The sequence below is a fragment of the Blautia sp. AF19-13LB genome, assembly GCF_003479105.1.
Taxonomy (GTDB): domain Bacteria; phylum Bacillota; class Clostridia; order Lachnospirales; family Lachnospiraceae; genus Fusicatenibacter; species Fusicatenibacter saccharivorans.
On the sequence record NZ_QUGO01000023.1, the window covers coordinates 19,119 to 40,008 of the forward strand.

26 protein-coding genes, 6 tRNA genes and 1 riboswitch are annotated in these 20,890 nt (G+C 48.5%); of the genes, 26 read left to right on the top strand and 6 right to left on the bottom strand.

Annotation, left to right across the window (positions count from 1 at the left end; genetic code table 11):
- Window positions 1-68 precede the first annotated feature (68 nt).
- On the bottom strand, window positions 69-926 hold the full coding sequence (locus DWX32_RS16970; protein WP_118594599.1) for a LysR family transcriptional regulator: 858 nt from the start codon (window positions 924-926) through the stop codon (window positions 69-71).
- A 137-nt stretch (window positions 927-1,063) separates the two neighbouring features.
- Between DWX32_RS16970 and DWX32_RS16975 the strand changes: the two genes are divergently transcribed.
- The 17 genes from DWX32_RS16975 (at window position 1,064) to DWX32_RS17060 (ending at window position 14,132) form a co-directional block, all read left to right on the top strand.
- Window positions 1,064-2,824 carry an ABC transporter ATP-binding protein gene (locus tag DWX32_RS16975; RefSeq protein ID WP_118660690.1) on the top strand — a complete coding sequence of 587 codons (1,761 nt, stop codon included), beginning with the start codon at window positions 1,064-1,066 and terminating at the stop codon, window positions 2,822-2,824.
- A 41-nt stretch (window positions 2,825-2,865) separates the two neighbouring features.
- Window positions 2,866-4,575: an ABC transporter ATP-binding protein gene (locus tag DWX32_RS16980; RefSeq protein WP_118660710.1), complete on the top strand. Its 1,710-nt coding sequence runs from the start codon at window positions 2,866-2,868 to the stop codon at window positions 4,573-4,575.
- A 311-nt stretch (window positions 4,576-4,886) separates the two neighbouring features.
- Window positions 4,887-4,977, top strand: a riboswitch (glycine riboswitch).
- A gap of 209 nt (window positions 4,978-5,186) precedes the next feature.
- The gene (locus DWX32_RS16985) at window positions 5,187-6,551 is read left to right on the top strand and encodes an alanine/glycine:cation symporter family protein (protein ID WP_022462635.1); all 1,365 of its coding nucleotides are present in this window, start codon (window positions 5,187-5,189) and stop codon (window positions 6,549-6,551) included.
- 553 nt (window positions 6,552-7,104) lie between these two features.
- Entirely contained in the window at window positions 7,105-7,305 is a 201-nt protein-coding gene (locus DWX32_RS16995; RefSeq protein WP_118594600.1) for a hypothetical protein, read from the top strand.
- 119 nt (window positions 7,306-7,424) lie between these two features.
- Window positions 7,425-7,742, top strand: a complete 318-nt coding sequence (locus DWX32_RS17000; protein WP_243001874.1) for a rhodanese-like domain-containing protein — start codon at window positions 7,425-7,427, stop codon at window positions 7,740-7,742.
- A 106-nt stretch (window positions 7,743-7,848) separates the two neighbouring features.
- A complete protein-coding gene (gene yfcE / locus DWX32_RS17005; protein ID WP_022462632.1) occupies window positions 7,849-8,391 on the top strand; it encodes a phosphodiesterase in 543 nt (180 codons plus the stop codon).
- Between the two features lie 16 nt (window positions 8,392-8,407).
- The gene (locus DWX32_RS17010) at window positions 8,408-9,565 is read left to right on the top strand and encodes a THUMP domain-containing class I SAM-dependent RNA methyltransferase (RefSeq protein WP_022462631.1); all 1,158 of its coding nucleotides are present in this window, start codon (window positions 8,408-8,410) and stop codon (window positions 9,563-9,565) included.
- Between the two features lie 161 nt (window positions 9,566-9,726).
- Window positions 9,727-10,251, top strand: coding sequence for a hypothetical protein (locus tag DWX32_RS17015; RefSeq protein WP_055219714.1), 525 nt, complete (start codon window positions 9,727-9,729; stop codon window positions 10,249-10,251).
- A 44-nt stretch (window positions 10,252-10,295) separates the two neighbouring features.
- Window positions 10,296-12,026, top strand: a complete 1,731-nt coding sequence (locus DWX32_RS17020) for a carbon starvation CstA family protein (protein WP_118660692.1) — start codon at window positions 10,296-10,298, stop codon at window positions 12,024-12,026.
- Window positions 12,027-12,154: 128 nt separating this feature from the next.
- Window positions 12,155-12,757 (top strand): XTP/dITP diphosphatase, encoded by a 603-nt coding sequence (locus DWX32_RS17025; RefSeq protein WP_117760504.1) that lies wholly within the window; start codon window positions 12,155-12,157, stop codon window positions 12,755-12,757.
- A gap of 14 nt (window positions 12,758-12,771) precedes the next feature.
- Window positions 12,772-13,257 (top strand): metallophosphoesterase family protein, encoded by a 486-nt coding sequence (locus DWX32_RS17030; protein WP_022462627.1) that lies wholly within the window; start codon window positions 12,772-12,774, stop codon window positions 13,255-13,257.
- A 320-nt stretch (window positions 13,258-13,577) separates the two neighbouring features.
- Window positions 13,578-13,652: transfer RNA gene (locus DWX32_RS17035), tRNA-Pro, on the top strand.
- Window positions 13,653-13,658: 6 nt separating this feature from the next.
- A tRNA-Gly gene (locus DWX32_RS17040) sits at window positions 13,659-13,729 on the top strand.
- Between the two features lie 26 nt (window positions 13,730-13,755).
- Window positions 13,756-13,829 (top strand) — tRNA-Arg (locus tag DWX32_RS17045).
- A gap of 46 nt (window positions 13,830-13,875) precedes the next feature.
- Window positions 13,876-13,949, top strand: a tRNA-His gene (locus DWX32_RS17050).
- 20 nt (window positions 13,950-13,969) lie between these two features.
- Window positions 13,970-14,041 (top strand) — tRNA-Gln (locus tag DWX32_RS17055).
- Window positions 14,042-14,059: 18 nt separating this feature from the next.
- Window positions 14,060-14,132, top strand: a tRNA-Lys gene (locus DWX32_RS17060).
- Between the two features lie 145 nt (window positions 14,133-14,277).
- Here DWX32_RS17060 and DWX32_RS17065 read toward each other — a convergent pair.
- From DWX32_RS17065 to DWX32_RS17075, 3 genes are all read right to left on the bottom strand, one after another.
- Window positions 14,278-15,384, bottom strand: coding sequence for a tyrosine-type recombinase/integrase (locus tag DWX32_RS17065; RefSeq protein ID WP_118660694.1), 1,107 nt, complete (start codon window positions 15,382-15,384; stop codon window positions 14,278-14,280).
- A gap of 246 nt (window positions 15,385-15,630) precedes the next feature.
- The gene (locus DWX32_RS17070) at window positions 15,631-16,020 is read right to left on the bottom strand and encodes a TM2 domain-containing protein (RefSeq protein WP_118660696.1); all 390 of its coding nucleotides are present in this window, start codon (window positions 16,018-16,020) and stop codon (window positions 15,631-15,633) included.
- Between the two features lie 11 nt (window positions 16,021-16,031).
- On the bottom strand, window positions 16,032-16,766 hold the full coding sequence (locus DWX32_RS17075; protein WP_243037620.1) for a helix-turn-helix domain-containing protein: 735 nt from the start codon (window positions 16,764-16,766) through the stop codon (window positions 16,032-16,034).
- Between the two features lie 301 nt (window positions 16,767-17,067).
- Here DWX32_RS17075 and DWX32_RS19725 point away from each other — a divergent pair, with 301 nt between their 5' ends.
- A complete protein-coding gene (locus DWX32_RS19725; protein WP_158579609.1) occupies window positions 17,068-17,205 on the top strand; it encodes a hypothetical protein in 138 nt (45 codons plus the stop codon).
- 12 nt (window positions 17,206-17,217) lie between these two features.
- Here the strand turns inward: DWX32_RS19725 and DWX32_RS17080 are convergent, their stop codons facing one another.
- Complete coding sequence (locus DWX32_RS17080) at window positions 17,218-17,571, bottom strand: helix-turn-helix domain-containing protein (protein ID WP_118660698.1); 354 nt, start codon at window positions 17,569-17,571, stop codon at window positions 17,218-17,220.
- A 144-nt stretch (window positions 17,572-17,715) separates the two neighbouring features.
- Between DWX32_RS17080 and DWX32_RS19730 the strand changes: the two genes are divergently transcribed.
- Both DWX32_RS19730 and DWX32_RS19450 read left to right on the top strand, forming a co-directional pair.
- A complete protein-coding gene (locus DWX32_RS19730) occupies window positions 17,716-17,865 on the top strand; it encodes a hypothetical protein (protein ID WP_158579610.1) in 150 nt (49 codons plus the stop codon).
- 14 nt (window positions 17,866-17,879) lie between these two features.
- The gene (locus tag DWX32_RS19450; protein ID WP_147398505.1) at window positions 17,880-18,068 is read left to right on the top strand and encodes a hypothetical protein; all 189 of its coding nucleotides are present in this window, start codon (window positions 17,880-17,882) and stop codon (window positions 18,066-18,068) included.
- Here the strand turns inward: DWX32_RS19450 and DWX32_RS17085 are convergent.
- The gene (locus DWX32_RS17085) at window positions 18,036-18,269 is read right to left on the bottom strand and encodes a hypothetical protein (RefSeq protein WP_118660700.1); all 234 of its coding nucleotides are present in this window, start codon (window positions 18,267-18,269) and stop codon (window positions 18,036-18,038) included. The two genes, DWX32_RS19450 and DWX32_RS17085, sit on opposite strands and share 33 nt — an antisense overlap.
- A 49-nt stretch (window positions 18,270-18,318) precedes the next feature.
- Here DWX32_RS17085 and DWX32_RS17090 point away from each other — a divergent pair, with 49 nt between their 5' ends.
- The 6 genes from DWX32_RS17090 to DWX32_RS17110 all read left to right on the top strand — a co-directional run.
- Complete coding sequence (locus DWX32_RS17090; protein ID WP_118660702.1) at window positions 18,319-18,543, top strand: hypothetical protein; 225 nt, start codon at window positions 18,319-18,321, stop codon at window positions 18,541-18,543.
- A 201-nt stretch (window positions 18,544-18,744) separates the two neighbouring features.
- A complete protein-coding gene (locus tag DWX32_RS17095) occupies window positions 18,745-19,515 on the top strand; it encodes a phage antirepressor (RefSeq protein ID WP_118660704.1) in 771 nt (256 codons plus the stop codon).
- Between the two features lie 150 nt (window positions 19,516-19,665).
- Window positions 19,666-19,812, top strand: a complete 147-nt coding sequence (locus DWX32_RS19735; RefSeq protein ID WP_158579611.1) for a hypothetical protein — start codon at window positions 19,666-19,668, stop codon at window positions 19,810-19,812.
- Window positions 19,813-19,828: 16 nt separating this feature from the next.
- Window positions 19,829-20,113: a hypothetical protein gene (locus DWX32_RS17100; RefSeq protein ID WP_118660706.1), complete on the top strand. Its 285-nt coding sequence runs from the start codon at window positions 19,829-19,831 to the stop codon at window positions 20,111-20,113.
- Window positions 20,110-20,331 carry a hypothetical protein gene (locus DWX32_RS17105; RefSeq protein ID WP_118660708.1) on the top strand — a complete coding sequence of 74 codons (222 nt, stop codon included), beginning with the start codon at window positions 20,110-20,112 and terminating at the stop codon, window positions 20,329-20,331. The genes DWX32_RS17100 and DWX32_RS17105 overlap by 4 nt, the downstream gene beginning before the upstream one ends.
- Before the next feature lie 75 nt (window positions 20,332-20,406).
- The coding region (locus tag DWX32_RS17110; protein ID WP_330421841.1) for a DUF7666 domain-containing protein at window positions 20,407-20,890 on the top strand (484 nt) is incomplete at its 3' end.

The following is a 20,890-nucleotide window of genomic DNA, read 5'->3' on the forward strand; positions in this document are numbered from 1 at the left end:
AGAAATAAAAAAAAGAAGTCCGCTGTGCTGATCCCTGAAAAAGAGACCGGCGCAGCGGACTTCTTCTATTATAATATGCTCTCCATGCAGGCATCGACAAAGTCCTGCAGAAGCGGAGAGAGTTTCCGCCCCTTTTTCCAGATCACGGCGATCTGCGTTTCCAGGTCGCTTTCTGCGAGCGGCTGGATGCGGAGTCCCTGGCAGAGAGAGCTCATGGACTGCGGGAAAATGGCAGTGGCAAGGCCTTCCTTTGCCCAGAGCATCGCGCCGCGGGGATCGTCGCAGACACAGAAGAGATCCGGTTCCATGCCGCGCGAGTGGAATGCATCCATGATAAGTGCCTCGTACCGGCGGTAGATGATAAGTGGAATATTTAAAAGGTCCGAAAGTTTTAGCGCTCCGTTCTTCTCGGGAAGCATATCTTTGGAAGAAACGGCAATCATAGGTTCAGAGCTTAAAATTTTATAGTCGACATCATCGAGCCGCAGCGGCGTGCGGGCAATGGAAATATCAATGATGCCGTCCATCAGATAGCGGTACAGGGTGTAGGTGATGCCGTCATGTACTTCGAAGTTGACGTCGGGATTGCGGCGGGAAAAAAGCGAGACACACGGCATGATTGTCGCAACTGTGGTCGGTGTGATGCCAAGTCGGAGAACCCGCTTTTTGCCGACCTTTGCGACCTCAAGCTCCGTCGATTTCACGTACTCGAGCAGGCTGGCGGAGCGGTCGTACAGCAGTTTTCCGGCCTCCGTCAGACGGACACCCTGGCGGGTGCGTTCAAACAGGATGACGTTCAGTTCCGTTTCGAGCTGTTTTAACTGGTAGCTGAGCGGCGGCTGGGACATGTTGAGGCGGCGGGCGGCCTCGTGAATACTTTCGGTTTCGGCGATGACGCGGAAATATTCAAGCTGGCGCAGTTCCATAAGAGACTTCCTTTCGTGAAATTATCTATGATATTAAAATTATATCACTAAGCTATAAAAACAATACTATTCGTATTAATCATATGAGATTATACTGTCAATGTCAAGAAACAAAGAAATGGAGAGTGAAAAAGAAGATGAAAAGTCTTGGAGTCTACTTGAAGCACTACAAAAAAGAGAGCATCATCGCTCCTTTGTTCAAGCTTCTGGAAGTCGTATTCGACCTTCTGGTGCCGATGGTTGTTGCCCAGATCATCGATGTGGGTATCGCAGGCAATAACCGTCCGTACATCGTCAGCCGTTTTGGAATCCTCGTTCTGATGGCGGCAGTCGGACTTTGCTGCAGCTTCACCGCGCAGTATTTCGCGGCAAAAGCGAGCGTCGGCTGTGCAACCGAGCTTCGCCAGGCGGTCTTTGATCACATCCAGGCTCTGTCCTTTACGGAGCTGGATACCATTGGAACCGATACGCTGATCACCCGTCTGATCAACGATATCAACCAGGTGCAGAACGGAATCAACATGGGTCTGCGTCTGCTGCTGCGGAGTCCGTTTATCGTATTCGGTTCCGTTGTGATGGCATTTACCGTCAACGTAAAATGTGCCATCGTATTCCTGGTTACTATTCCGATCCTGTTCGTTGCTGTATTCGGCATTATGCTGGTCAGCATCCCGCTGTTCAAAAAGGTACAGGCGGCACTCGACCGCGTCACCGGAATGACAAGAGAAAATCTGAACGGTGTCCGTGTCATCCGTGCGTTCTGCCGTGAGGAGCAGTCTGTTGCCGATTTCGAAAAGAGCAACGATGAGCTGACTTGTCTGAACGAGTTTGTCGGAAAAATTTCCGCACTGTTAAATCCGCTGACCTATGTCCTCATCAACATCGCAGCCGTTGTCCTGATCTGGCAGGCAGGCCTTCAGGTTAACATCGGCAGTATGCAGCAGGGACAGGTTGTCGCACTTTACAACTACATGCTGCAGATCATCGTGGAACTGATCAAACTGGCATCGCTCATCATCACCTTAAACAAATCCGTTGCCTGTGCAGAGCGTGTCTCCGGCGTACTGACGGTTCCGACAACCATGAACTACCCGGCAAAAGGCGGCGCTGCAAAGAAAGTAACTGGCGATGCAGCTGTTACATTTAAAAATGTCAGCTTCACCTATGCAGGAGCCGGCGCAGAGAGCTTATCGGATATCAGCTTTACCGCAAAACGCGGACAGACCATCGGAATCATCGGCGGTACCGGAAGCGGAAAATCGACGCTGGTCAGCCTGATTTCCCGTTTCTACGATGCGACCAGCGGTGACGTCATGGTAGACGGCGAGAATGTAAAGAATTACACGAAAGAAGAGCTCTGCAATAAAGTCGGTGTTGTTCAGCAGAGAGCAGTGCTCTTTAAAGGCAGCATCCGCGACAATATGAAGTGGGGCAAAGAGGACGCCACCGATGCAGAAATCTGGGAGGCGCTCACCACAGCCCAGGCGAAAGAAGTCGTAGAAGGCAAACAGGATCAGCTCGATTTTATGCTGGAGCAGAATGGAAAGAACCTCTCCGGCGGACAGAAACAGCGTCTTTCTATTGCGCGTGCGCTGGTAAAAAAACCGGAAATCCTGATTCTGGACGACAGCTCGAGTGCGCTTGACTTTGCAACGGATGCAAAACTCCGCAAAGCCGTCCACAATCTCGAAGGAAACACGACAACCTTCCTCGTATCCCAGCGAATCGCCGGCATCCGTCAGGCAGACCAGATCCTCGTCCTTGGAAATGGTACGCTCGAAGGAAACGGCACACACGACGAGCTGATGAAAACCTGCGAGGTTTACCGCGAGATTTACTTCTCCCAGTTCCCGGAAGAGCGTGCAGCTTATAACAACGAAAGCGGGGTGATCGCATGAAAAAGACAGAAAACAAGTCCGGAAAAAGCGGCATGCAGGTCATGAAAAAGCTGATGGCGTTTATCGGAAATTATAAAATTTTCTTAGGCCTTAGTATTGTCCTGGCTGCGGTTACCGTTATTTTACAGCTTTATATTCCGATCCTGTTCGGCGATGCGATCGATGAGGTCGTTGCAGCCCACCAGGTCAATTTCCCGGAGATGTGGTTCTATCTGAAACGAATCGTATTCTTTACCCTCGTTTCCGCACTTTCCGCATGGATCATGAACCTGATCAACAACCGTATGACGTACCGCATCGTGCGCGACCTTCGTTCCCAGGCGATCCGTCATATCCAGGTGCTGCCGCTGTCCTATCTGGATCAGCACAGCTCCGGAGACATCGTAAGCCGTGTTATCGCAGATACCGATATCTTATCGGACGGTCTTCTGCTTGGCTTTACGCAGCTGTTCTCCGGCATCGTAACCATTATTGTGACACTGTTTTTCATGTTCTCGAAGAACGTATGGATCACCCTTCTTGTGATCTGCCTGACACCTCTGAGCTTCTTCGTGGCAAAATTTATTTCCGGCCGCTCGTTCAAAATGTTCCAGAAACAGAGTGAGACGAGAGGAAAACAGACCGCACTCATCGATGAGATGATCGGAAACCAGAAAGTAGTCAAAGCGTTCGGCTATGAGGAAAAAGCTTCCGAGCGTTTTGCAGAGATCAACAAAGATCTGCAGAAATACAGCCAGCAGGCCGTGTTCTACAGTTCCTTAACGAACCCGTCTACCCGTTTTGTCAACAACGTGATCTATGCCGGTGTTGCCCTTGTGGGAGCTTTCATGATCCCGGGCGGTGCGCTGACTGTCGGCGGACTTTCCGTTCTGCTGTCGTACGCAAACCAGTATATGAAACCGTTCAATGATATCAGTTCCGTTATCACCGAGATGCAGAACGCGCTTGCCTGCGCAGGCCGTATCTTTGCTCTTCTGGAAGAGAAAGAGGAGAGTGCAGACCCGGCCGAAATGATCGGTACCGTGACGGGAAATGTGACGATCGATGATGTAGCATTTAGTTATGACAAAGAGAAAAAACTGATCGAGAACTTTAATCTTGACGTACAGCCGGGCATGCGTGTTGCCATTGTCGGCCCGACCGGATGCGGAAAGACGACGTTTATCAACCTGCTGATGCGCTTCTATGATGTCGATGCCGGAAAGGTCTGCATCGACGGAAAGCCGATCGACGAACTGTCCCGCCATGCGCTCCGCAGCTGCTTTGGTATGGTGCTGCAGGATACCTGGATCAAACAGGGAACCGTGCGCGACAACATCAGCTTCGGAAAGCCGGATGCGACGGAAGAGGAGATCATCAATGCGGCCAAAGAGGCACACAGCTGGGAGTTTATCAAGCGTCTGCCGAAGGGACTTGACACGGTTCTCAGCGAAGACAGCATCAGCCAGGGGCAGAAACAGCTTCTTTGTATCACCCGTGTCATGCTCTGCCTGCCGCCGATGCTGATCCTCGACGAGGCGACCTCCAGCATCGATACCCGTACCGAACTGCAGGTTCAGGAGGCGTTTGACAAGCTGATGCAGGGCAGAACGAGTTTCGTCGTTGCCCACCGTCTGTCCACGATCCGCAATGCTTCGCTGATCCTCGTCATGAAAGACGGAAAGATTATCGAGCAGGGACGCCATGAGGAGCTTCTTGAGAAGAAAGGCTTCTACTACAATCTGTACAACAGCCAGTTCCAGGCGTCATAAAAGATATTTGGAAAAGAGAACAGCAGATCTGTGCCGCGCATGCGATTTTGAGGCGTGCGCGCGCAGATCTGCTGATTTTTTATATGTTTTTGCAATATTCTGAAAAAAATACGGCATGGGGTATTGACGAATCCTATCACAGGTGCTATAGTTTTACAAAAATAAAAAAAGACGTAGAAGTTTTTAGAAAATGTGCGGAGAGCCTTTGGAAATTTAATTTTTGAAAGGTGCACGACCGAAGAAGTAAAACTTTCAGGTGCTGGTTCTCTTCTTAAAACAAGAACGGACGGGAGACGGCGAGGACTAAAAACGGAGTGGTCTCTGGAGAAGCTCTTGAAAAGAGTGCCGAAGGTGCAATGCAGCGATGCAGAATCTCTCAGGCAAAAGGACAGAGTCAAAAAAGATACAGAAGAAGAACAGCCGCGGAACAAAAAAAGCGGTGCGCAGAAACGAAAAAATTCCGGAAGCGCGGTTTTTTGCTGTATTTTTCAATCAGAGCCATGTTCTGCAGGAAAAGTCCCGCAGGAGATGGTATTTTTTTTCTCAAAACGGTGCGGATGTGTGATCCACATCGTTCAGACCATACGTCGAATGGAAAGGGAGAAAAGAAAATGGATGCATTGAATCAGGCAATTGCGCAGATTAGTGATGTGCTCTGGAACAGCGTACTGCTGTTTCTGCTGGTAGGTACGGGAGTTTATTTCTCTGTTCGGACCCGCTTTGTACAGGTAAGAAAGTTTAAGACCGCGTGGAACCGCGTCTTCGGCGGTTTCTCGTTAAAGGGTAAGAAGGCCGGAAAAGACGGCATGACTTCCTTCCAGGCGCTTGCAACAGCGATCGCCGCACAGGTCGGAACCGGAAACATCGCAGGATGTGCGACCGCACTCGTATCCGGCGGCCCGGGAGCCATCTTCTGGATGTGGCTTGCTGCGTTCTTCGGCATGGCAACGATCTACGGCGAGGCGTATCTCGCGCAGATCTCCAAACGCCGCGATGAGAACGGAGAAGTCATCGGAGGACCGGTTTACTACATTACCCACGCATTCAAGGGAACGTTTGGAAAAGCACTGGCAGGCTTCTTTGCCGTAGCCGTTATTCTGGCGCTTGGCTTTATGGGAAATATGGTACAGTCGAACTCCATCAGTGATGCGTTCTACACCGCATTTTCCGTACCGAAATGGGTGATGGGTGTGATTGTAGCCGTTCTCGCCGCATTCATTTTCATCGGAGGTATCTCCCGTATCGCATCCTTCACCGAAAAAGTTGTTCCGGTGATGGCAGCACTGTATCTCGTCGGAGCCCTTGTTGTTATTCTGATCAACATCCAGCATGTGCCGTCAGCGATTGCTTCGATCTTTATCTGTGCATTCCGTCCGGACGCCGTATTTGGTGCAGCAGCCGGTATTACCGTGCGGAAAGCCATGCGTTACGGTGTTGCCCGAGGCCTCTTCTCTAATGAAGCCGGTATGGGTTCCACCCCGCATGCCCATGCGATTGCCGATGTCGAGAACCCGGAGGATCAGGGTGAAGTAGCGATGATCGGTGTCTTTATTGATACCTTCGTTGTCCTGACCATGACCGCTCTCGTTATTCTTTCTTCCGGCGTTCTGGAAGAGATGATGAGTACCGGTGTTAAAGGAACCCCGGTCGCACAGGCGGCATTCCGAACCGGCCTCAAAGGCTTCGGACCGGCGTTCGTAGCGATCTGTCTTCTGTTCTTTGCATTCTCGACCATCGTCGGATGGTACTTTTTCGCAAGACAGAACGTACAGTATCTGTTCGGAAAGAAAGCAGTCGTTCCGTTCTCGCTGATCGTCGTTGTGTTCGTTTTCCTCGGCTCTCTGCTGAAAGTGGATCTCGTATGGAACCTGTCAGACCTCTTTAACGGCCTGATGGTAATTCCAAACCTCATGGCGTTGATCGTCCTCGCAGGAACCGTAGCAAAAGCGGCAAAAGGTGAAAAAGTAGAATTCTAATCATATATACAGAACGGGAAAAAGGAGGAAAGTCTGCTGATGCAGACTTTCCTCCTTTTTGCAATTATTCAGAGCCACATCTCGATTCCGCTGCGCTGCATCTCGATGTGGCTTCTCGCCATATAAAATTTCAAGAAGAACTGTTCGTTCATGCGAGCATGACTCACAGTTCTTCTTGAAATTTTGCATGGCTCTGAATAATTGCAAAAAGAAAGACCGGCAGGGGAGCTACCGATCTTTCAAGGGGAGTATAAATAATTAATAAGGGGTTATTAATTGTAAAAAAATTTATGAAGGGTAAATTCTTTTACAAAATTGATTATAATACAGATAACGGGAAAAAGCAACATCGAAATTCAAAAGTTGGAAAAAATTACCACAATTTGGAAAGCAGTGGTCCGAAAGCAGGAAAAACACTGTATTTTTGGGCTTGCATTCCCCACTTTGGAACAGATACCGTGGAAAAACAGGGTTCTGGATGCATAATCTGCGCGGAAAAAGCGATACTAAAGGATGTCGCAGGACAAAAAAACATTCAGGAGGAAACAAGATTATGACCAGAAACAGCAAAAATGAATACAGCAAAAATGAATACAGCAAAAACGAGTACAGCAAAAACGGATACGAGAAAAGCGAATACAGCAAAAACAAGAAGAACAGCAGAGACTGCAATCATGTGAAAGACCGTGAGATGTCATCCTACGGTCAGCAGAACCGGGAGCAGGACGAGAAGGATGAGTATGAAAAATACTAAGTAAACCTTGGGATTCCGGCAGAAAAAGCCGGCGGAGGGTCCCATACGGACTCTGCCGCCGGTTTCTGCATACATATAAAACAGGAGAGAAAGTCAGATCCGGAGAGGGGGACCAGGATATGGCAGGCATGACACTGCTGGCGGCAGACCAGCTGGACTGGTACGTGGGAAAACCGTGGGCGATGATCATCGATGTGCGGAGCCGGCGGGAATACGAAAAAGGGCATGTGAAAGGAGCGGTGAATCTTCCCTATGACCATCTGCTCGAACGGGTCTGTCTGCCGCGGGACAAAATTCTTGTGATCTGCTGTGAGCGGGGTGCCGCGAGCATGGCGGAGGGAAAGCGGCTGGCGGAGAACGGATACGAGGTCAAAACGGTCATCGGCGGAATGCATGCATACCGCGGACGATATCTGGTGGCGGGAGAAGAGCTGTAAGGGGGCGGCAATCCAACATTTCTTCTTGTCAAGCGGGAAAAGATACGGTAAGATGAAACAGAAAACAATACAAAACCAAACCACAAAACGAAAGAGAGATCACGATATGAAATACATGTTTGCATCTGATATTCACGGTTCTGCCTATTACTGCAGAAAAATGCTGGAAGCCTTCGAGGCAGAGGGCGCAAGCCGCCTGTTTCTGTTAGGCGACCTTCTCTATCACGGCCCGAGAAACGATCTTCCAAAAGAATACGCACCGAAACAGGTCATCGCCATGCTGAATGAGAAAAAACAGTACCTCACCAACGTGCGCGGAAACTGCGACGCAGAAGTAGATCAGATGGTACTGGAGTTCCCGGTGCTGGCAGATTACGGCATCCTGATCGAGGGAGGCCATACCTTCTATATGAGCCATGGCCACATCTACAATGAGCAGAATCTGCCGCCGCTGATGGATGGAGATATCTTCCTGTACGGCCATACCCACGTCCTGCGTGCCGAGAAAAAAGGCGCACACACCTTTCTGAACCCGGGTTCTGTATCTCTGCCGAAAGAGGGCAATATCCCGACCTATGCAATCCTCGAGGACGGCGTATTTACGATCAAAGGCTTTGACGGCACCGTCGTAAAACAGCTCACATTATAAGAGGGGACGGGAGAGTATGGAATTATATGAACTGATCGCCCCGTGCCACTTCGGCCTGGAGGCGGTGATGAAACGTGAAATCCTCGACCTCGGCTACGAAATCGAGCGCGTGGAGGATGGAAAAGTAACGTTTCTTGCAGATGCAGAGGGAATCGCCTACGCCAACCTGTTCCTTCGCACGACCGAGCGTATCCTGCTCAAAGTAGGACAGGTCCACGCCGAAACGTACGATGAACTCTTTGAAGCGACAAAAGCGCTCCCGTGGGAGAAATTTATCCCGAAAAACGGAAAGTTCTGGGTAACGAAGGCAAACTCCATCAAGAGTAAGCTCTTCAGCCCGTCCGATATCCAGTCGATTATGAAAAAAGCGATTGTCGAGCGATTGAAACAGGTCTACCACATGGAGTGGTTCCCGGAGGACGGTGCACAGTACCCGATCCGTGTTTCGATTTTAAAAGACGAGGTTACGATCGGACTCGATACCTCCGGCGTTTCCCTTCATAAGAGAGGCTACCGCAAGCTGACCGCGAAAGCGCCGATCACCGAGACCCTTGCCGCAGCACTTATCATGCTGACTCCGTGGAAGGGTGACCGGATTCTTGTCGATCCGTTCTGCGGAAGCGGTACGTTCCCGATCGAGGCGGCCATGATGGCGGCCGATATTGCACCGGGTCTCAACCGTTCTTTCCTTGCGGAGCAGTGGACGCACCTCGTGCCGAAAAAATGCTGGATGGATGCGGCGGAGGATGCACGCTACCGGATCCGGAACGATATTGAGACAGATATTCAGGGCTTTGATATCGACGGAGATGTCATCAAGAGTGCCAGAGAGAACGCAAAGCTGGCCGGTGTGGATCACCTGATCCATTTCCAGCAGCGTCCGGTTGCCGAGCTGTCGCACCCGAAAAAATACGGTTTTCTGATTACCAACCCGCCGTACGGTGAGCGCCTGGAGGACAAAAAAGATCTTCCGGCCCTGTATCAGACATTAGGAGAGCGGTACCGCGCTCTCGATTCCTGGTCGATGTATCTGATCACGAGCTACGAGGATGCCGAGCGGTATCTCGGCAAAAAGGCGGATAAAAACCGTAAAATTTACAATGGAATGCTGAAAACCTACTTTTACCAGTACGCGGGACCGAAGCCGCCGCGCCGGGAAAAAGAACAGAAATAATACAAATGGAGGAGCAATGCCGAATGATTTTTGGCGTTGCTCCTTTTTGATAACAAAAATTAAAAGAAGAATTTTAGAAAAGTTTAATATTTTCTTGAAATCACTGCACTACTGTGCTAAACTGTCCTCATGCGAAATTTTTTCATCAAGCGGAGGAAACCATGAACGGACAGGAGATCAGAGACAGGCTGCTGCATTCCTACGAGAGGAGCTACGATATCGTAAAGCCGTCCGAAGTAAACGGCCATACATACGATGCCTGTGCAAGCTACCACGAGAGCGGCGCAAAATACGTGCTCTCAAAGAAAGCAGAGCTGTGGAGGATCAGCTGTCATGAGCATGCGTATTTTAAAGCGGTGGAAGAACTGAACGACCAGGACGTCGAAACATTTCTGACGGACCTGACAGAATGGATAGAGCCAAAGGTGGTTCGCGAGGGGAAGGAAGTACCGGATACCGACCACATGTACACGCTGGTCACCGGTATTTTTTTTGCGGACAAACCGGTTGCGGACAGCGTAAAGAAGAAAATCCGAAAATATAAGTATTATAAAAATTACCGGTTTTCTTTGAGAGGCTACTGTCAGGTGCGGCTGCTCGTCTTTGATACGGCAGAACAGAAAGTGTTTGGAAACCGGGCGGCTTGGGAATTGGTAAAGGGATATGCTAAGATGTTCCGGTCTTAGTTATCTATAAATTTATTCTACCAAAAAGAGGGAGGAAAAAACAAATGAATAGTATTCTTGTACTGGTTGTCGGAATCGGCATTCTGATCGCCGGATACGTATTCTACGGAAAATGGCTTGCCGGGCAGTGGGGCGTTGATCCGAAACGGAAAACCCCTGCATTCACCGAGGAGGACGGTGTGGACTACGTTCCTGCCAAAGCTCCTGTCTTAATGGGACATCACTTCTCATCCATCGCAGGCGCAGGCCCGATCAACGGACCGATTCAGGCCGCTGTCTTTGGATGGGTTCCGGTTCTTTTATGGGTACTCATCGGCGGTATCTTCTTTGGAGGCGTTCATGATTACGGCGCACTGTTTGCATCCCTGCGCCACAAAGGACAGTCCATCGGCGAGGTTATCGCAGACACCATGGGAAGTAAAGCGAAAAAACTCTTTATCGTTTTCGCTTACCTGACCCTGATTCTTGTTGTTGCAGCCTTCGGTTCCATCGTTGCCAATACCTTCAAGGCAGCCTATACCGAGAGCGGCGCTGTCGATGTGGCAGCAAGTTCTGCAAATGCAACAACCGCTATGATTTCCATTCTGTTTATCGTACTTGCCGTTGTGTTCGGTTTCATGGTATACAGAAGAAATGTATCTCTTGGCGTTTCCACCATCGCAGGCGTTGCAGCCATTGTTGTCTGCGTTGTTGTTGGATTAAACTTCCATCCGATCTATCTCTCCGAGACAGTATGGATGGTAATCGTTGGTATCTATATCACCGTAGCTTCTGTTGCACCGGTCTGGATTCTGCTTCAGCCGCGTGACTACTTAAGCTCCTTCCTTCTGTACTTCATGATGATCGTAGCCGCTGTCGGTGTCATCGGAAGTGCTCTGATGGGCCATGCATCCCTGGATATCCCGGCATTCACCGGATTCAAAGATACGCTGGCTCCGACCGGAAGTTCTCTTGGATTTATGTTCCCGGCCCTGTTCGTAACCATCGCCTGCGGAGCAATTTCCGGATTCCATTCACTCGTTGGTTCAGGAACTACATCGAAACAGCTTGACAATGAGAAAAATGCCCGCCCGATCGCATACGGCGGTATGCTGATTGAGTGTGCGCTTGCGATTGTATCTCTGTGTGCAGTCGGCTACATCTGGTCCAGATACGCAGACGGAACCACCGTTGTTCCGACCGCTGTATTTGCAACCGGTATCTCCGAGATGGTAGCAACCATTCCGGGACTTGGCGGATCGACCCACGTACTGTACTCTCTGCTGGTTCTGACTGTATCGGTATTCTGCCTGACTTCTCTGGATACCGCAACCCGTCTGGCAAGATACATGTTCCAGGAGTTCTGGCTTGAGCCGGGACAGACTTACAAAGAGGCAACCGGCTACAAAGCCGTTCTGACCAATCCGGTTGTATCAACCGTTATCACCGTAGTACTCGGCATCGGCCTTGGCCTGACCGGTTATTCCAAAATCTGGCCGCTGTTCGGTGCATCCAACCAGCTGCTGGCAGCCATCGGACTTCTTGCTGTTGCCACCTGGCTCGGAAAAGTCGGCAAAAACAACAAAATGTTCCTGTTCCCGATGGTATTCATGCTGATCGTAACCATCACATCCCTTGTACAGACCCTGATCGCAAACTTCAAGGGCCTTGGCGCAGGCGTTGGCATCGGCTGGTGCGTAGCACGTATCGTGCTGGCAGGCCTGCTTGTCATCCTGGCGCTGATCCTGGCTTTCGATGGATTCAAGACTCTGGCAAATCAGAAAAAAGCAAAATAATGTGTGATTACAAAAAAAGGCTCCCGGATAAAACGGGGGTCTTTTTTTGTGACAGGGTTCTTGTGTTTGCGTCACACATACGGTATAATGATCGCAAGTTATTTCAGCGTGAAAGAAGGAAAACGGTTATGAAAAAAATTGTATTTGCAACAGGAAATGCCGGCAAAATGAAAGAAATCCGTGAAATCCTTGCGGATCTGCCGGTGGAAATTTATTCGATGAAAGAAGCCGGCATTTCGGTCGAGATCGATGAGAACGGCAAAACCTTTGAGGAGAATGCAAAAATCAAAGCACAGACCGTTGCCGGATGCACAGACGGCGACATGATCGTGCTGGCGGATGACTCCGGTCTGGAAGTGGATGCCTTAAACGGCGAGCCTGGTGTCTATTCGGCAAGATATATGGGAGAGGATACGTCCTACCGCATCAAAAATCAGAGCCTCGTTGACCGCCTGGAGGGCGTGCCGGTGGAAAAAAGAACGGCACGATTCGTCTGTGTGATTGCAGCCGCCTTCCCGGATGGAACAGTCTGTACCACCAAAGGAACGATCGAGGGAAAAATCGGTTACGAGGAACGCGGGGAGAACGGTTTTGGCTATGACCCGATTTTCTATCTGCCGGATATGAGCCGCACGACCGCAGAACTTTCTCCGGAAGAGAAAAACGCAGTCAGCCACAGAGGAAAAGCACTGGCGGCGATGAAAGAACAGATTGCATCATATTTGAAATAAGAAGAGGGAAGAGAATGAGTATGAAATTTCTGATAGTGAGCGATACCCATGGACGGATGTATAACCTCGAGGAGGCCATGGAACGTGAGGAGTTCGACGGCATGATCCACTGCGGTGACGTGGAAGGGATGGATGACCTGATCAAATCCAAGGTAAACGGCCCGTGCTATATGGTCATGGGAAATAACGACTGGTTTTCAAACCTCCCGGCGGAGATTCAGGTGAACATTGATGATTACCGTGCCTTTATCACACACGGTCATAACTACGGCGTATCGCTCGGCCTGGAGGGAATCTATGCGGAGGCGCTTTCCAGGGGTGTGGATATCGTACTGTTCGGCCATACGCACCGGCCGGTCGCAGAAAAGCGTGGAAATCTCTGGATTGTCAATCCGGGCAGCCTCACGTATCCGCGTCAGATGGGAAGAAAACCAAGCTATGCCATGCTGACGATCAACGAAGAGCATGAGCTTTCGGTGGAAATCAAGTATCTGGATTAAAAAACGGGTCGAAAAAGGGCGGAGAACAGCCCAAAATCGAATGAATTATCGCAACTAACATGACTATTCCAAAGAAAACAGGGTAGTACCGGAGCAGGTTCTGACTAATTCTTAAAAAGTTTGTCAAAAAAATACAATTTAGGTGTTGACAGATGAGAAAAGATATGATAAGATCTCTTTGTTGTCCGGTGAGAACAAAACAACACAAAAAACATTTTGAAAAAAATGAAAAAAAGTGTTGACAAACCGAAAACAATGTAATATAATAAATCTTGCGTCGAGCGCGAAAGGGTTAAACGCAAATCGGGAAACCTTGTTTACGGGGTGTGGCTCAGCTTGGCTAGAGCGCCTGGTTTGGGACCAGGAGGTCGCAGGTTCGAATCCTGTCACCCCGATGTCGTGCGGGTGTAGTTCAATGGTAGAACACCAGCCTTCCAAGCTGGATACGTGGGTTCGATTCCCATCACCCGCTTGCTGCTACAAATTTGTAGAAGCTGTGTGCTTGTAGCTCAGTTGGATAGAGCAACGGCCTTCTAAGCCGTGGGTCGGGGGTTCGAATCCCTCCAAGCACGCTTCACTAAAATTAAATAGTGAAAAAGACTGTAAGTCGTAATTATGGTGGGTATAGCGCAGTTGGTTAGCGCGCCAGATTGTGGCTCTGGAGGCCAAGGGTTCGAATCCCTTTATCCACCCTGCCAGCAAGGCGAAACATTGGGCTATCGCCAAGCGGTAAGGCACAGCACTTTGACTGCTGCATTCGCTGGTTCGAATCCAGCTAGCCCAGTTGGATGCAAAAGTATACGGAGCATTAGCTCAGTCGGTAGAGCACTTGACTTTTAATCAAGTTGTCCGGGGTTCGAATCCCCGATGCTTCACTAATTGAAAAGGCTGGAAACCATTGATTTTACTAGGGTTTTCAGCCTTTTTACGTTGTCGGAATGAAATTATCGGAAAATCAAAGTAAGGTATTGTAGAGGAATGTAGAGGAATGTAAATGTGTCATTTTCGTGTCACCTCGTATCACATGGAAAGAGCAGCTTCTACCGCTCCGGCGGTATCCTCTTTTTCCAGCATGATGTGATTGTAAATCCTCAAAACCATTGCTTCGTCATCCCCCAGGAGAGACGCTATATTCTTGATCGAGATACGCGGGATCTGGTAGCAGAGCGATGTACAATAGTTGTGGCGGAAAATATGGGCTGTGAGTCCGCAGACGGGCTTTTTGGCGACTCTATTCATTTCCTTTGTGATTCTTTCCCACTTCCGGCGGTAAGAGGATTTAGACACCATTTTGCCGCCCTGCATCGAAAACAGAAGCGTTCCTTTCATGCAAAACCGCACGTAGCTTTCAAGTGACGTATAGAGCTGCGGCGGAATTGGAACCTGCCGGAATCCGTTCTTCGATTTCGGTTCTTTGATGCTCGGCTTTCCGGCATCATCAAATTCAACTGCTTTGTTCACATTGATGATCTTTTCGGAAAAATCAATATCAAACCGAGTAAGGGCGAGCACTTCTCCACATCTTAATCCGGTACAGTACAAGATATCCACAAAGATTCGATCAGATGGGGATAATTCAGCGTCTTGCATCGCCTTTTTCTCGTTTATGGTCAGTGGCCGCTTTTCATCTGCCTTGTAGTCGATTGGCTTCATCACGTCCTTGAGATCTTCGAGCAAGTTGGCTGGATACAGGCGGTCATGCACCGCAGCTTTCATGATCTGCGAGAACGTGAGTTGTAACTGCTGCTGAATGCGTTTCTTTCCGGCCGCGTCGTTAAGGACTGTCTGGTAGTGGATCGGCAGGACATCGCAGAGCCGCACGCCGTCCATCTGCCGCAGATGCTTTTCGATGATGTTCCGGTACATCCGCTTCGTGTTGTTCGCCGCTTCGGCTTTGTAGACTGTCAGCCACCGCCCGGCGTAGTCCAGGAACAGGATGTTCTTGTCTCGGACGGTTTCGAGGTTCTTAATCTTGTCGTTGTAGGCTGCCACCTTTGTTTCCAGATCCTTACTGCTTTTCTTCGATCGGATCGTGATGTAGTGCTTTTTTCCATCAACATAACTTCCATCCCACACACGGGCTTGAAAATACCCGTTCTTTTGCTTTGTATATTTCGCCTTTGCCATCTATAGGCTCCTTTCGTTTAGTGGCTGGAAAAGCCACAGAGACGGCGCAAAATGGGTGCAAAAAAGCGGCCGCAAACAGACGGGAAAAAATAGTCGAAAAAAATCGAAAATTTTCCCGTTCCACTTGCGAAGCCGCCGGAAGTGTGATAACATAATCATGTTCATTAGATTATTCCTTCCGGGGAGTAACCTCTTATGAAAGGCCTAACAGATTGCGCCACAGTCTGTTAGGCCATTTTTTATTATCTATACATAATACGGATTCGGTTTTCCTAGAATCGTAAACAGGTCGATAATCCAGCCGATTCCAAAAATCCCCAGGGTACAGAGGTACAGGATACCCATTCCGAATTTTCCTTCGTAGAATTTGTGTCCGCATAAAGTAAAAAGGCACAGGAAGAAAGCAACCCATTTATTTTTTGGTTTTCCTGTGACGTATACTCCTTGGCTTGCACTCGCCGCTGCCGCTGCTGATGAAGAAGCAGAAGAGGATGCGCTGCTACTGTTGTTGTTATTAATAATAACGTTCTTCTGATCTGTTTTAAGATCCTCAACCTGCTTTCCACACTTCGGACACACGACACAATCCGCGTCAATAACCTGTCCGCAATGTTTGCAATATTTTGTCTCTGCCATATTGATTCCCCCTATCTGCGCAGAACCGTGATAACCACGCCAAATATAACCCATTCCCTCATCTCGTCCGGGTTGTTGTGATCTATGGTTATGATATCCCCATACCCGTTTATCGGCTCCATTCTGCACGGTTCCGACTGGATAAATTTACGGATGTACGCCCGCCCGTTCTTTTTATTGACCAGGACGCATGTATCACCGTCCCTGGGCGGCCGCTTCGAGATTCCGATGATGTCGCCCTTGATATATACGGGATGTAAGTGGTTCGATGTTATCCGGATGCCACAGTGCAGCCGCTCTCCGTATTTCTTGATATATTCCGGGCAATACACATGCTCTTCATGTGCGGAATCCAGAACCATCCCATCTTCCATGTTTCCTGTCAGAAGCAGGACATCCAACATGTTCGCAGGGTCTTCTTCTTTGGCTTTCATCTCAAGCTCGAATTCTATTTTGGCGGTTATGTAGGCTTTCTGCCGATCTGTTAATTTGCGGAATTTATTCAGCACTTCAATCTCGATACTGCGTTGCCCGAACATCTCGTATAAGAATCTTCCTGTCAGCTCATAGAGTTTCGGCGCAAGCATGATACTGAACGTGTCCACGCGGCGGGAAATGATGTTCCGGTAAGAAGATGCCGAAATCCCCAGCTTTTTCGCGAAATCACATTGAGTATACCCGAGCTTTATGCGCTCTTTTTCCAGATTTTCCGCAAACGTGTCTAACATCTCTTTCTTTGTAGTCACCTTAAATTCCCCCTTTGTATCAAGATTCTGACGAAAATTATCAAGCAAAAGAGCAAGCACACATGAAATTACGTCAACATCTTGTGCGGTATCCGGTGTAATATAAGTATAAAGATGTTATACAGAAAATTTTATCATATTTTTAAAAACTATCAATAAGGGGGGAGAAAAAAGTTGAAAAATTAGAGATTCTGTATATCGAAATAGGCAGATACGTGGCGCACGGTTGATATTATCGAACAAATATTCTATAATCGTGGTATCACTATTTTGATTGGCACTGTCAGGGAGGTACATAATCATGAGAGATGAACAACCGGAAGACAAAAAGAAAGAAATAAAACGGATGGTAGACGAAATTTACAATCCAGCGTACATTGATATGATTTATGGCTTTGTAAAAAGATTATACGCGGAAAATAAGAAGCAGGGGAACTGACCCCTGCTTCTTTTATTTCGAAAAACGATCCATGAACTTCCAAAAAAGTTCCTTGTCTTCTTTTGACAGATGATAATATTTCATAATTGCTTCTTTGGCTTTCAAGTCTTCAATTCCGATTTCAGCACATATAGTTCCGAAATCTACATCAACATCACGAAACATTTCACCTTCTCCATCTCGGAGCCATTCTTCCCGCACATTATATTTCTCACAAATTAATTTAATGACGGCATCAGAAGGGGTTCGCCTTCCCATCTCATAACTTGAGACGTTCGAAAACGATATCCCAAGATCGTTTGCGAATTTTTGCTGGCTACCTATATTTAAGGCTTTACGCAGCATTTTCAATCTTTCATGCAACATTTTCACCTCCTGTCTAATGATAGTTTACACCAGAATGAGCAAAATATCAATAGAAAAAATCGTACAAAGTACGAAAAAACATATTGACAAAGTATGTACATAGTGCTATATTGAGAATGTACAAAGTACAAAGGAGGTGAGTACATGGTAGCAGAAAAAGATAAAGAAGAGTGCAAGAAATTTGCAGATATTTTCATGTCACTGCCAGAAGACAGTAAGAACATGGTTATCATCTATCTTTCGGCACTTCGCGATAGAGAAGAAGCCGATAAAGCCCGGTTACAGAAAACGTAAGGAGCGGAAAAGAAGTGAATAGAGATGTAGAAGATCCATGCTTCGATGAATCCGACGAGTACGAATTTGACGAAGACGACCTGCGTCGTATCGAAGCATGGGAGAAAATCGTTAAGTGTACGAGAAGAGCGCACATTGGCTCACTGGTTATGCTTGCTGCATCACTCGTATCACTGGTTGTTCAGATCATCAATCTTTTTTAGCTTCTCTACAGTGTCATCAAGGTGACGAATGGAACGGGAAATGCTTTCGAGCTGAGTGACTATACCGAGTTTAGGTTTTTTGGTTTCGTCAAGTTGCTCTTGAGCAATTCGGTTTGCAACGTTGGTTTGACGCGCCGCGAATATGGCGCTTGTGACACTGACAGCAACTGATACAAGATTGATAACATTCGAAATATTCAATTATTTCACCTCCTCGTAAAGAGGATAACACACGAAAGGTGTAAAGACTATGGGAATCTTGAAAACATTACTTTCGTTACCACATCTGGCGGACGATCTGGAAAGTGAAGAGTATGCAAGTGCAAAGCTGTTCGGAAAAATCGCAGATCTGGAAAAGAAAATCGAAAAACTGGAAGCCGGAGAGCCGCGGCCGATCACCAAAGAAGAACTTGAAAAAGTCGCTGCGGCAGATGAACTTTACCGACGCATCCGGCATTGGAACGAGAAATATTAAATAGCAAAACGCAAACAGGGTCATTGCAATTTGCTTAGTAACGTTATCATAACGTTACGCTAACAGAGGTGTAGCGTCACAGTAACGCCCCTAGAATAAGAATAAGAATAAGAAAAAGATATAAAAACATATATTGAGCATCGCAAGCGCTGCTCGGTAAGCAAAATAGCTTTTTCTTGACCACAGAAAGAAGGTGGAAGCATGAACGAGTTGAAAGGATTCTACTCAGACCAGTTCGGAGCGATCCGGGCGGTGAATATTGACGGCGAACCGTGGTTCAATGCTACCGACATCACAACCGCATTGGGTTACAGAAACTCGCGGGATGCGATTGCAAAGCACGTAGCGAGAGAAGATGCACGGCTTTTCCTAAAGTCGCAAATCGCGACATTAGAGGATTTCCCAAACAGAGGGCTTACATTCATCAACGAGTCCGGGCTGTATGCGCTGATCTTCGGTAGCAAGCTGGAGAGCGCAAAACAATTCAAACGCTGGGTGACAGCCGAGGTTCTCCCGGCGATCCGGAAAACCGGCGGCTACCAGCAGACAGCACCGCAGGGAAAGGAACTTCTGGCTCTGGCAGTCCTCGAAGCGCAGAAAACCATTGAGGAGCAGAACAAGGCGATTGAGCGGATGCGACCGAAGGAGATTTTCGCGGACGCAGTGAGCGCAAGCAAAACGTCAATCTTGATTGGCGATCTTGCAAAGCTGATTAAGCAGAACGGGGTTGACATCGGAGAGAAGCGGCTCTTCCAGTGGATGCGGGAAAACGGTTATCTGATCCGAAAGGACGGAGCCAGTTACAACATGCCGACTCAGAAGAGCATGGATCTCGAGGTTATGGAGATCAAAGAGTCCACGATCACCCAGCCGAATGGAAATGTTCGGATCAGCCGCACCCCGAAAGTAACAGGGAAAGGGCAGAGATATTTCATCAACAAAGTTATCACAGCGATGGAAGAGCGGGGCTAAGCACGACATTGAATCGCTAGGGAAAAGCGGAGCGGGGAAATACGCCGGATGGAAATGCAAAGGAATTGCGAGGGAAAGGCCGCTACCTGTGGGATTGGCTGGATGAAAAAGGAAACGTAATCGGTGGAAATTACAGAGCTAAGGAGAAACATGGAAAAAACGACATGGGAGCAGGCGGAAGAGTTCGCGGTTGAGGTGATACGGGAAGCCAGAAAGAAAGCAAAATTCTGGTTCGGCGCTTGGCTGGTAACTTTCGTGGCGCTGATAACGGTTGTGGCGGCCGTGTTGGTAATGTAGTAAGGAGGTTCCCCGGATGGAAGAAATTACGAAAGCAGAAGCAGAAAAAATGATTTTCATGTTTCTGGGCCGAGAGGTCCGGATCAAAGAAAAAGAAGAAAGTCGGATATCGTATCCGGCGCGGTATATGCGGAAATCTGAACTGCTGAAAATGCAGAATCCCCTGTTGGGGGAAACAGTGCTCGAACGCGCCGAGAAATACGCACCGGCGGGGGTTGTGAGGAAAATCAACCCGATGAAGAGAAACAGCCCGCTTGTGTTCGACACAGTGGAGCTGGAGAAATGGAGGGCGAAGCATTGAAGAAAAAAATTGTAGCAGCAGAAGTGATTCTGTGGGTTACGGCACTCGTGGCCATCAGCAATATCAATTGGGGCGGGTTCTTCTGGTGCTTTTCGCTGATGATTCTCGGGTATCTTGCTTTTCTGGCGGTTGACGCGGAGGAGAAGAGAAAGAAAACAGAAGCTGAAAAGGCGGAAAAGAAGAAAGACAGAGTGTTCCAGATGTGGTTGAGAATGTAAAAAATGCCCTCCGGAGAGACGAAGGGCATCCATAAAAAGACAACATCATCATAGCACATGAAAGGAGAAAAGGCAATGGGAATGAAAGGTTTTAAGGGATTCGAGAAAGATTTTTCCTGCGGAGGGAAACAGTGCGAGGAAAACACGACATATGAGGAGTACGGTGAGGGATGCTGCTATAAAGGCGTTATGCATTTCTACGAGGACCCGTGGGAGGTTCTGAACCATTACGACCTCGTGGATGGCAACGGAAATTTGTCTGAATTTGCGGAAGTGGAAGCATTGGGTCAGGTATGGAATGACGGAGAAAAGCGGGCAACAAATAAAATTCACGTCGGCGCAAAACTCGGACTTAAAGGGTTCTTGAAAGCGTGCATTGATTTTACACTTGAAAAAACGAATGGAACGAATCTGTCCGGTAACTACGCGCAGATCGGCTCGTCCGGTTACTCCGCGCAGATCGGCTCGTCCGGTGACTACGCGAAGATCGGCTCGTCCGGTTACTACGCGGAGATCGGCTCGTCCGGTTACTCCGCGCAGATCGGCTCGTCCGGTGACT

Coding starts and splice junctions, on each gene's coding strand:
- DWX32_RS16970 (WP_118594599.1), bottom strand. CDS start 926: ATGGAACTGCGCCAGCTTGAATATTTCCGCGTCATCGCCGAAACCGAA.
- DWX32_RS16975 (WP_118660690.1), top strand. CDS start 1,064: ATGAAAAGTCTTGGAGTCTACTTGAAGCACTACAAAAAAGAGAGCATC.
- DWX32_RS16980 (WP_118660710.1), top strand. CDS start 2,866: ATGAAAAAGCTGATGGCGTTTATCGGAAATTATAAAATTTTCTTAGGC.
- DWX32_RS16985 (WP_022462635.1), top strand. CDS start 5,187: ATGGATGCATTGAATCAGGCAATTGCGCAGATTAGTGATGTGCTCTGG.
- DWX32_RS16995 (WP_118594600.1), top strand. CDS start 7,105: ATGACCAGAAACAGCAAAAATGAATACAGCAAAAATGAATACAGCAAA.
- DWX32_RS17000 (WP_243001874.1), top strand. CDS start 7,425: ATGGCAGGCATGACACTGCTGGCGGCAGACCAGCTGGACTGGTACGTG.
- yfcE (WP_022462632.1), top strand. CDS start 7,849: ATGAAATACATGTTTGCATCTGATATTCACGGTTCTGCCTATTACTGC.
- DWX32_RS17010 (WP_022462631.1), top strand. CDS start 8,408: ATGGAATTATATGAACTGATCGCCCCGTGCCACTTCGGCCTGGAGGCG.
- DWX32_RS17015 (WP_055219714.1), top strand. CDS start 9,727: ATGAACGGACAGGAGATCAGAGACAGGCTGCTGCATTCCTACGAGAGG.
- DWX32_RS17020 (WP_118660692.1), top strand. CDS start 10,296: ATGAATAGTATTCTTGTACTGGTTGTCGGAATCGGCATTCTGATCGCC.
- DWX32_RS17025 (WP_117760504.1), top strand. CDS start 12,155: ATGAAAAAAATTGTATTTGCAACAGGAAATGCCGGCAAAATGAAAGAA.
- DWX32_RS17030 (WP_022462627.1), top strand. CDS start 12,772: ATGAGTATGAAATTTCTGATAGTGAGCGATACCCATGGACGGATGTAT.
- DWX32_RS17065 (WP_118660694.1), bottom strand. CDS start 15,384: ATGGCAAAGGCGAAATATACAAAGCAAAAGAACGGGTATTTTCAAGCC.
- DWX32_RS17070 (WP_118660696.1), bottom strand. CDS start 16,020: ATGGCAGAGACAAAATATTGCAAACATTGCGGACAGGTTATTGACGCG.
- DWX32_RS19725 (WP_158579609.1), top strand. CDS start 17,068: ATGAGAGATGAACAACCGGAAGACAAAAAGAAAGAAATAAAACGGATG.
- DWX32_RS17080 (WP_118660698.1), bottom strand. CDS start 17,571: ATGTTGCATGAAAGATTGAAAATGCTGCGTAAAGCCTTAAATATAGGT.
- DWX32_RS19730 (WP_158579610.1), top strand. CDS start 17,716: ATGGTAGCAGAAAAAGATAAAGAAGAGTGCAAGAAATTTGCAGATATT.
- DWX32_RS17090 (WP_118660702.1), top strand. CDS start 18,319: ATGGGAATCTTGAAAACATTACTTTCGTTACCACATCTGGCGGACGAT.
- DWX32_RS17095 (WP_118660704.1), top strand. CDS start 18,745: ATGAACGAGTTGAAAGGATTCTACTCAGACCAGTTCGGAGCGATCCGG.
- DWX32_RS19735 (WP_158579611.1), top strand. CDS start 19,666: ATGGAAAAAACGACATGGGAGCAGGCGGAAGAGTTCGCGGTTGAGGTG.
- DWX32_RS17100 (WP_118660706.1), top strand. CDS start 19,829: ATGGAAGAAATTACGAAAGCAGAAGCAGAAAAAATGATTTTCATGTTT.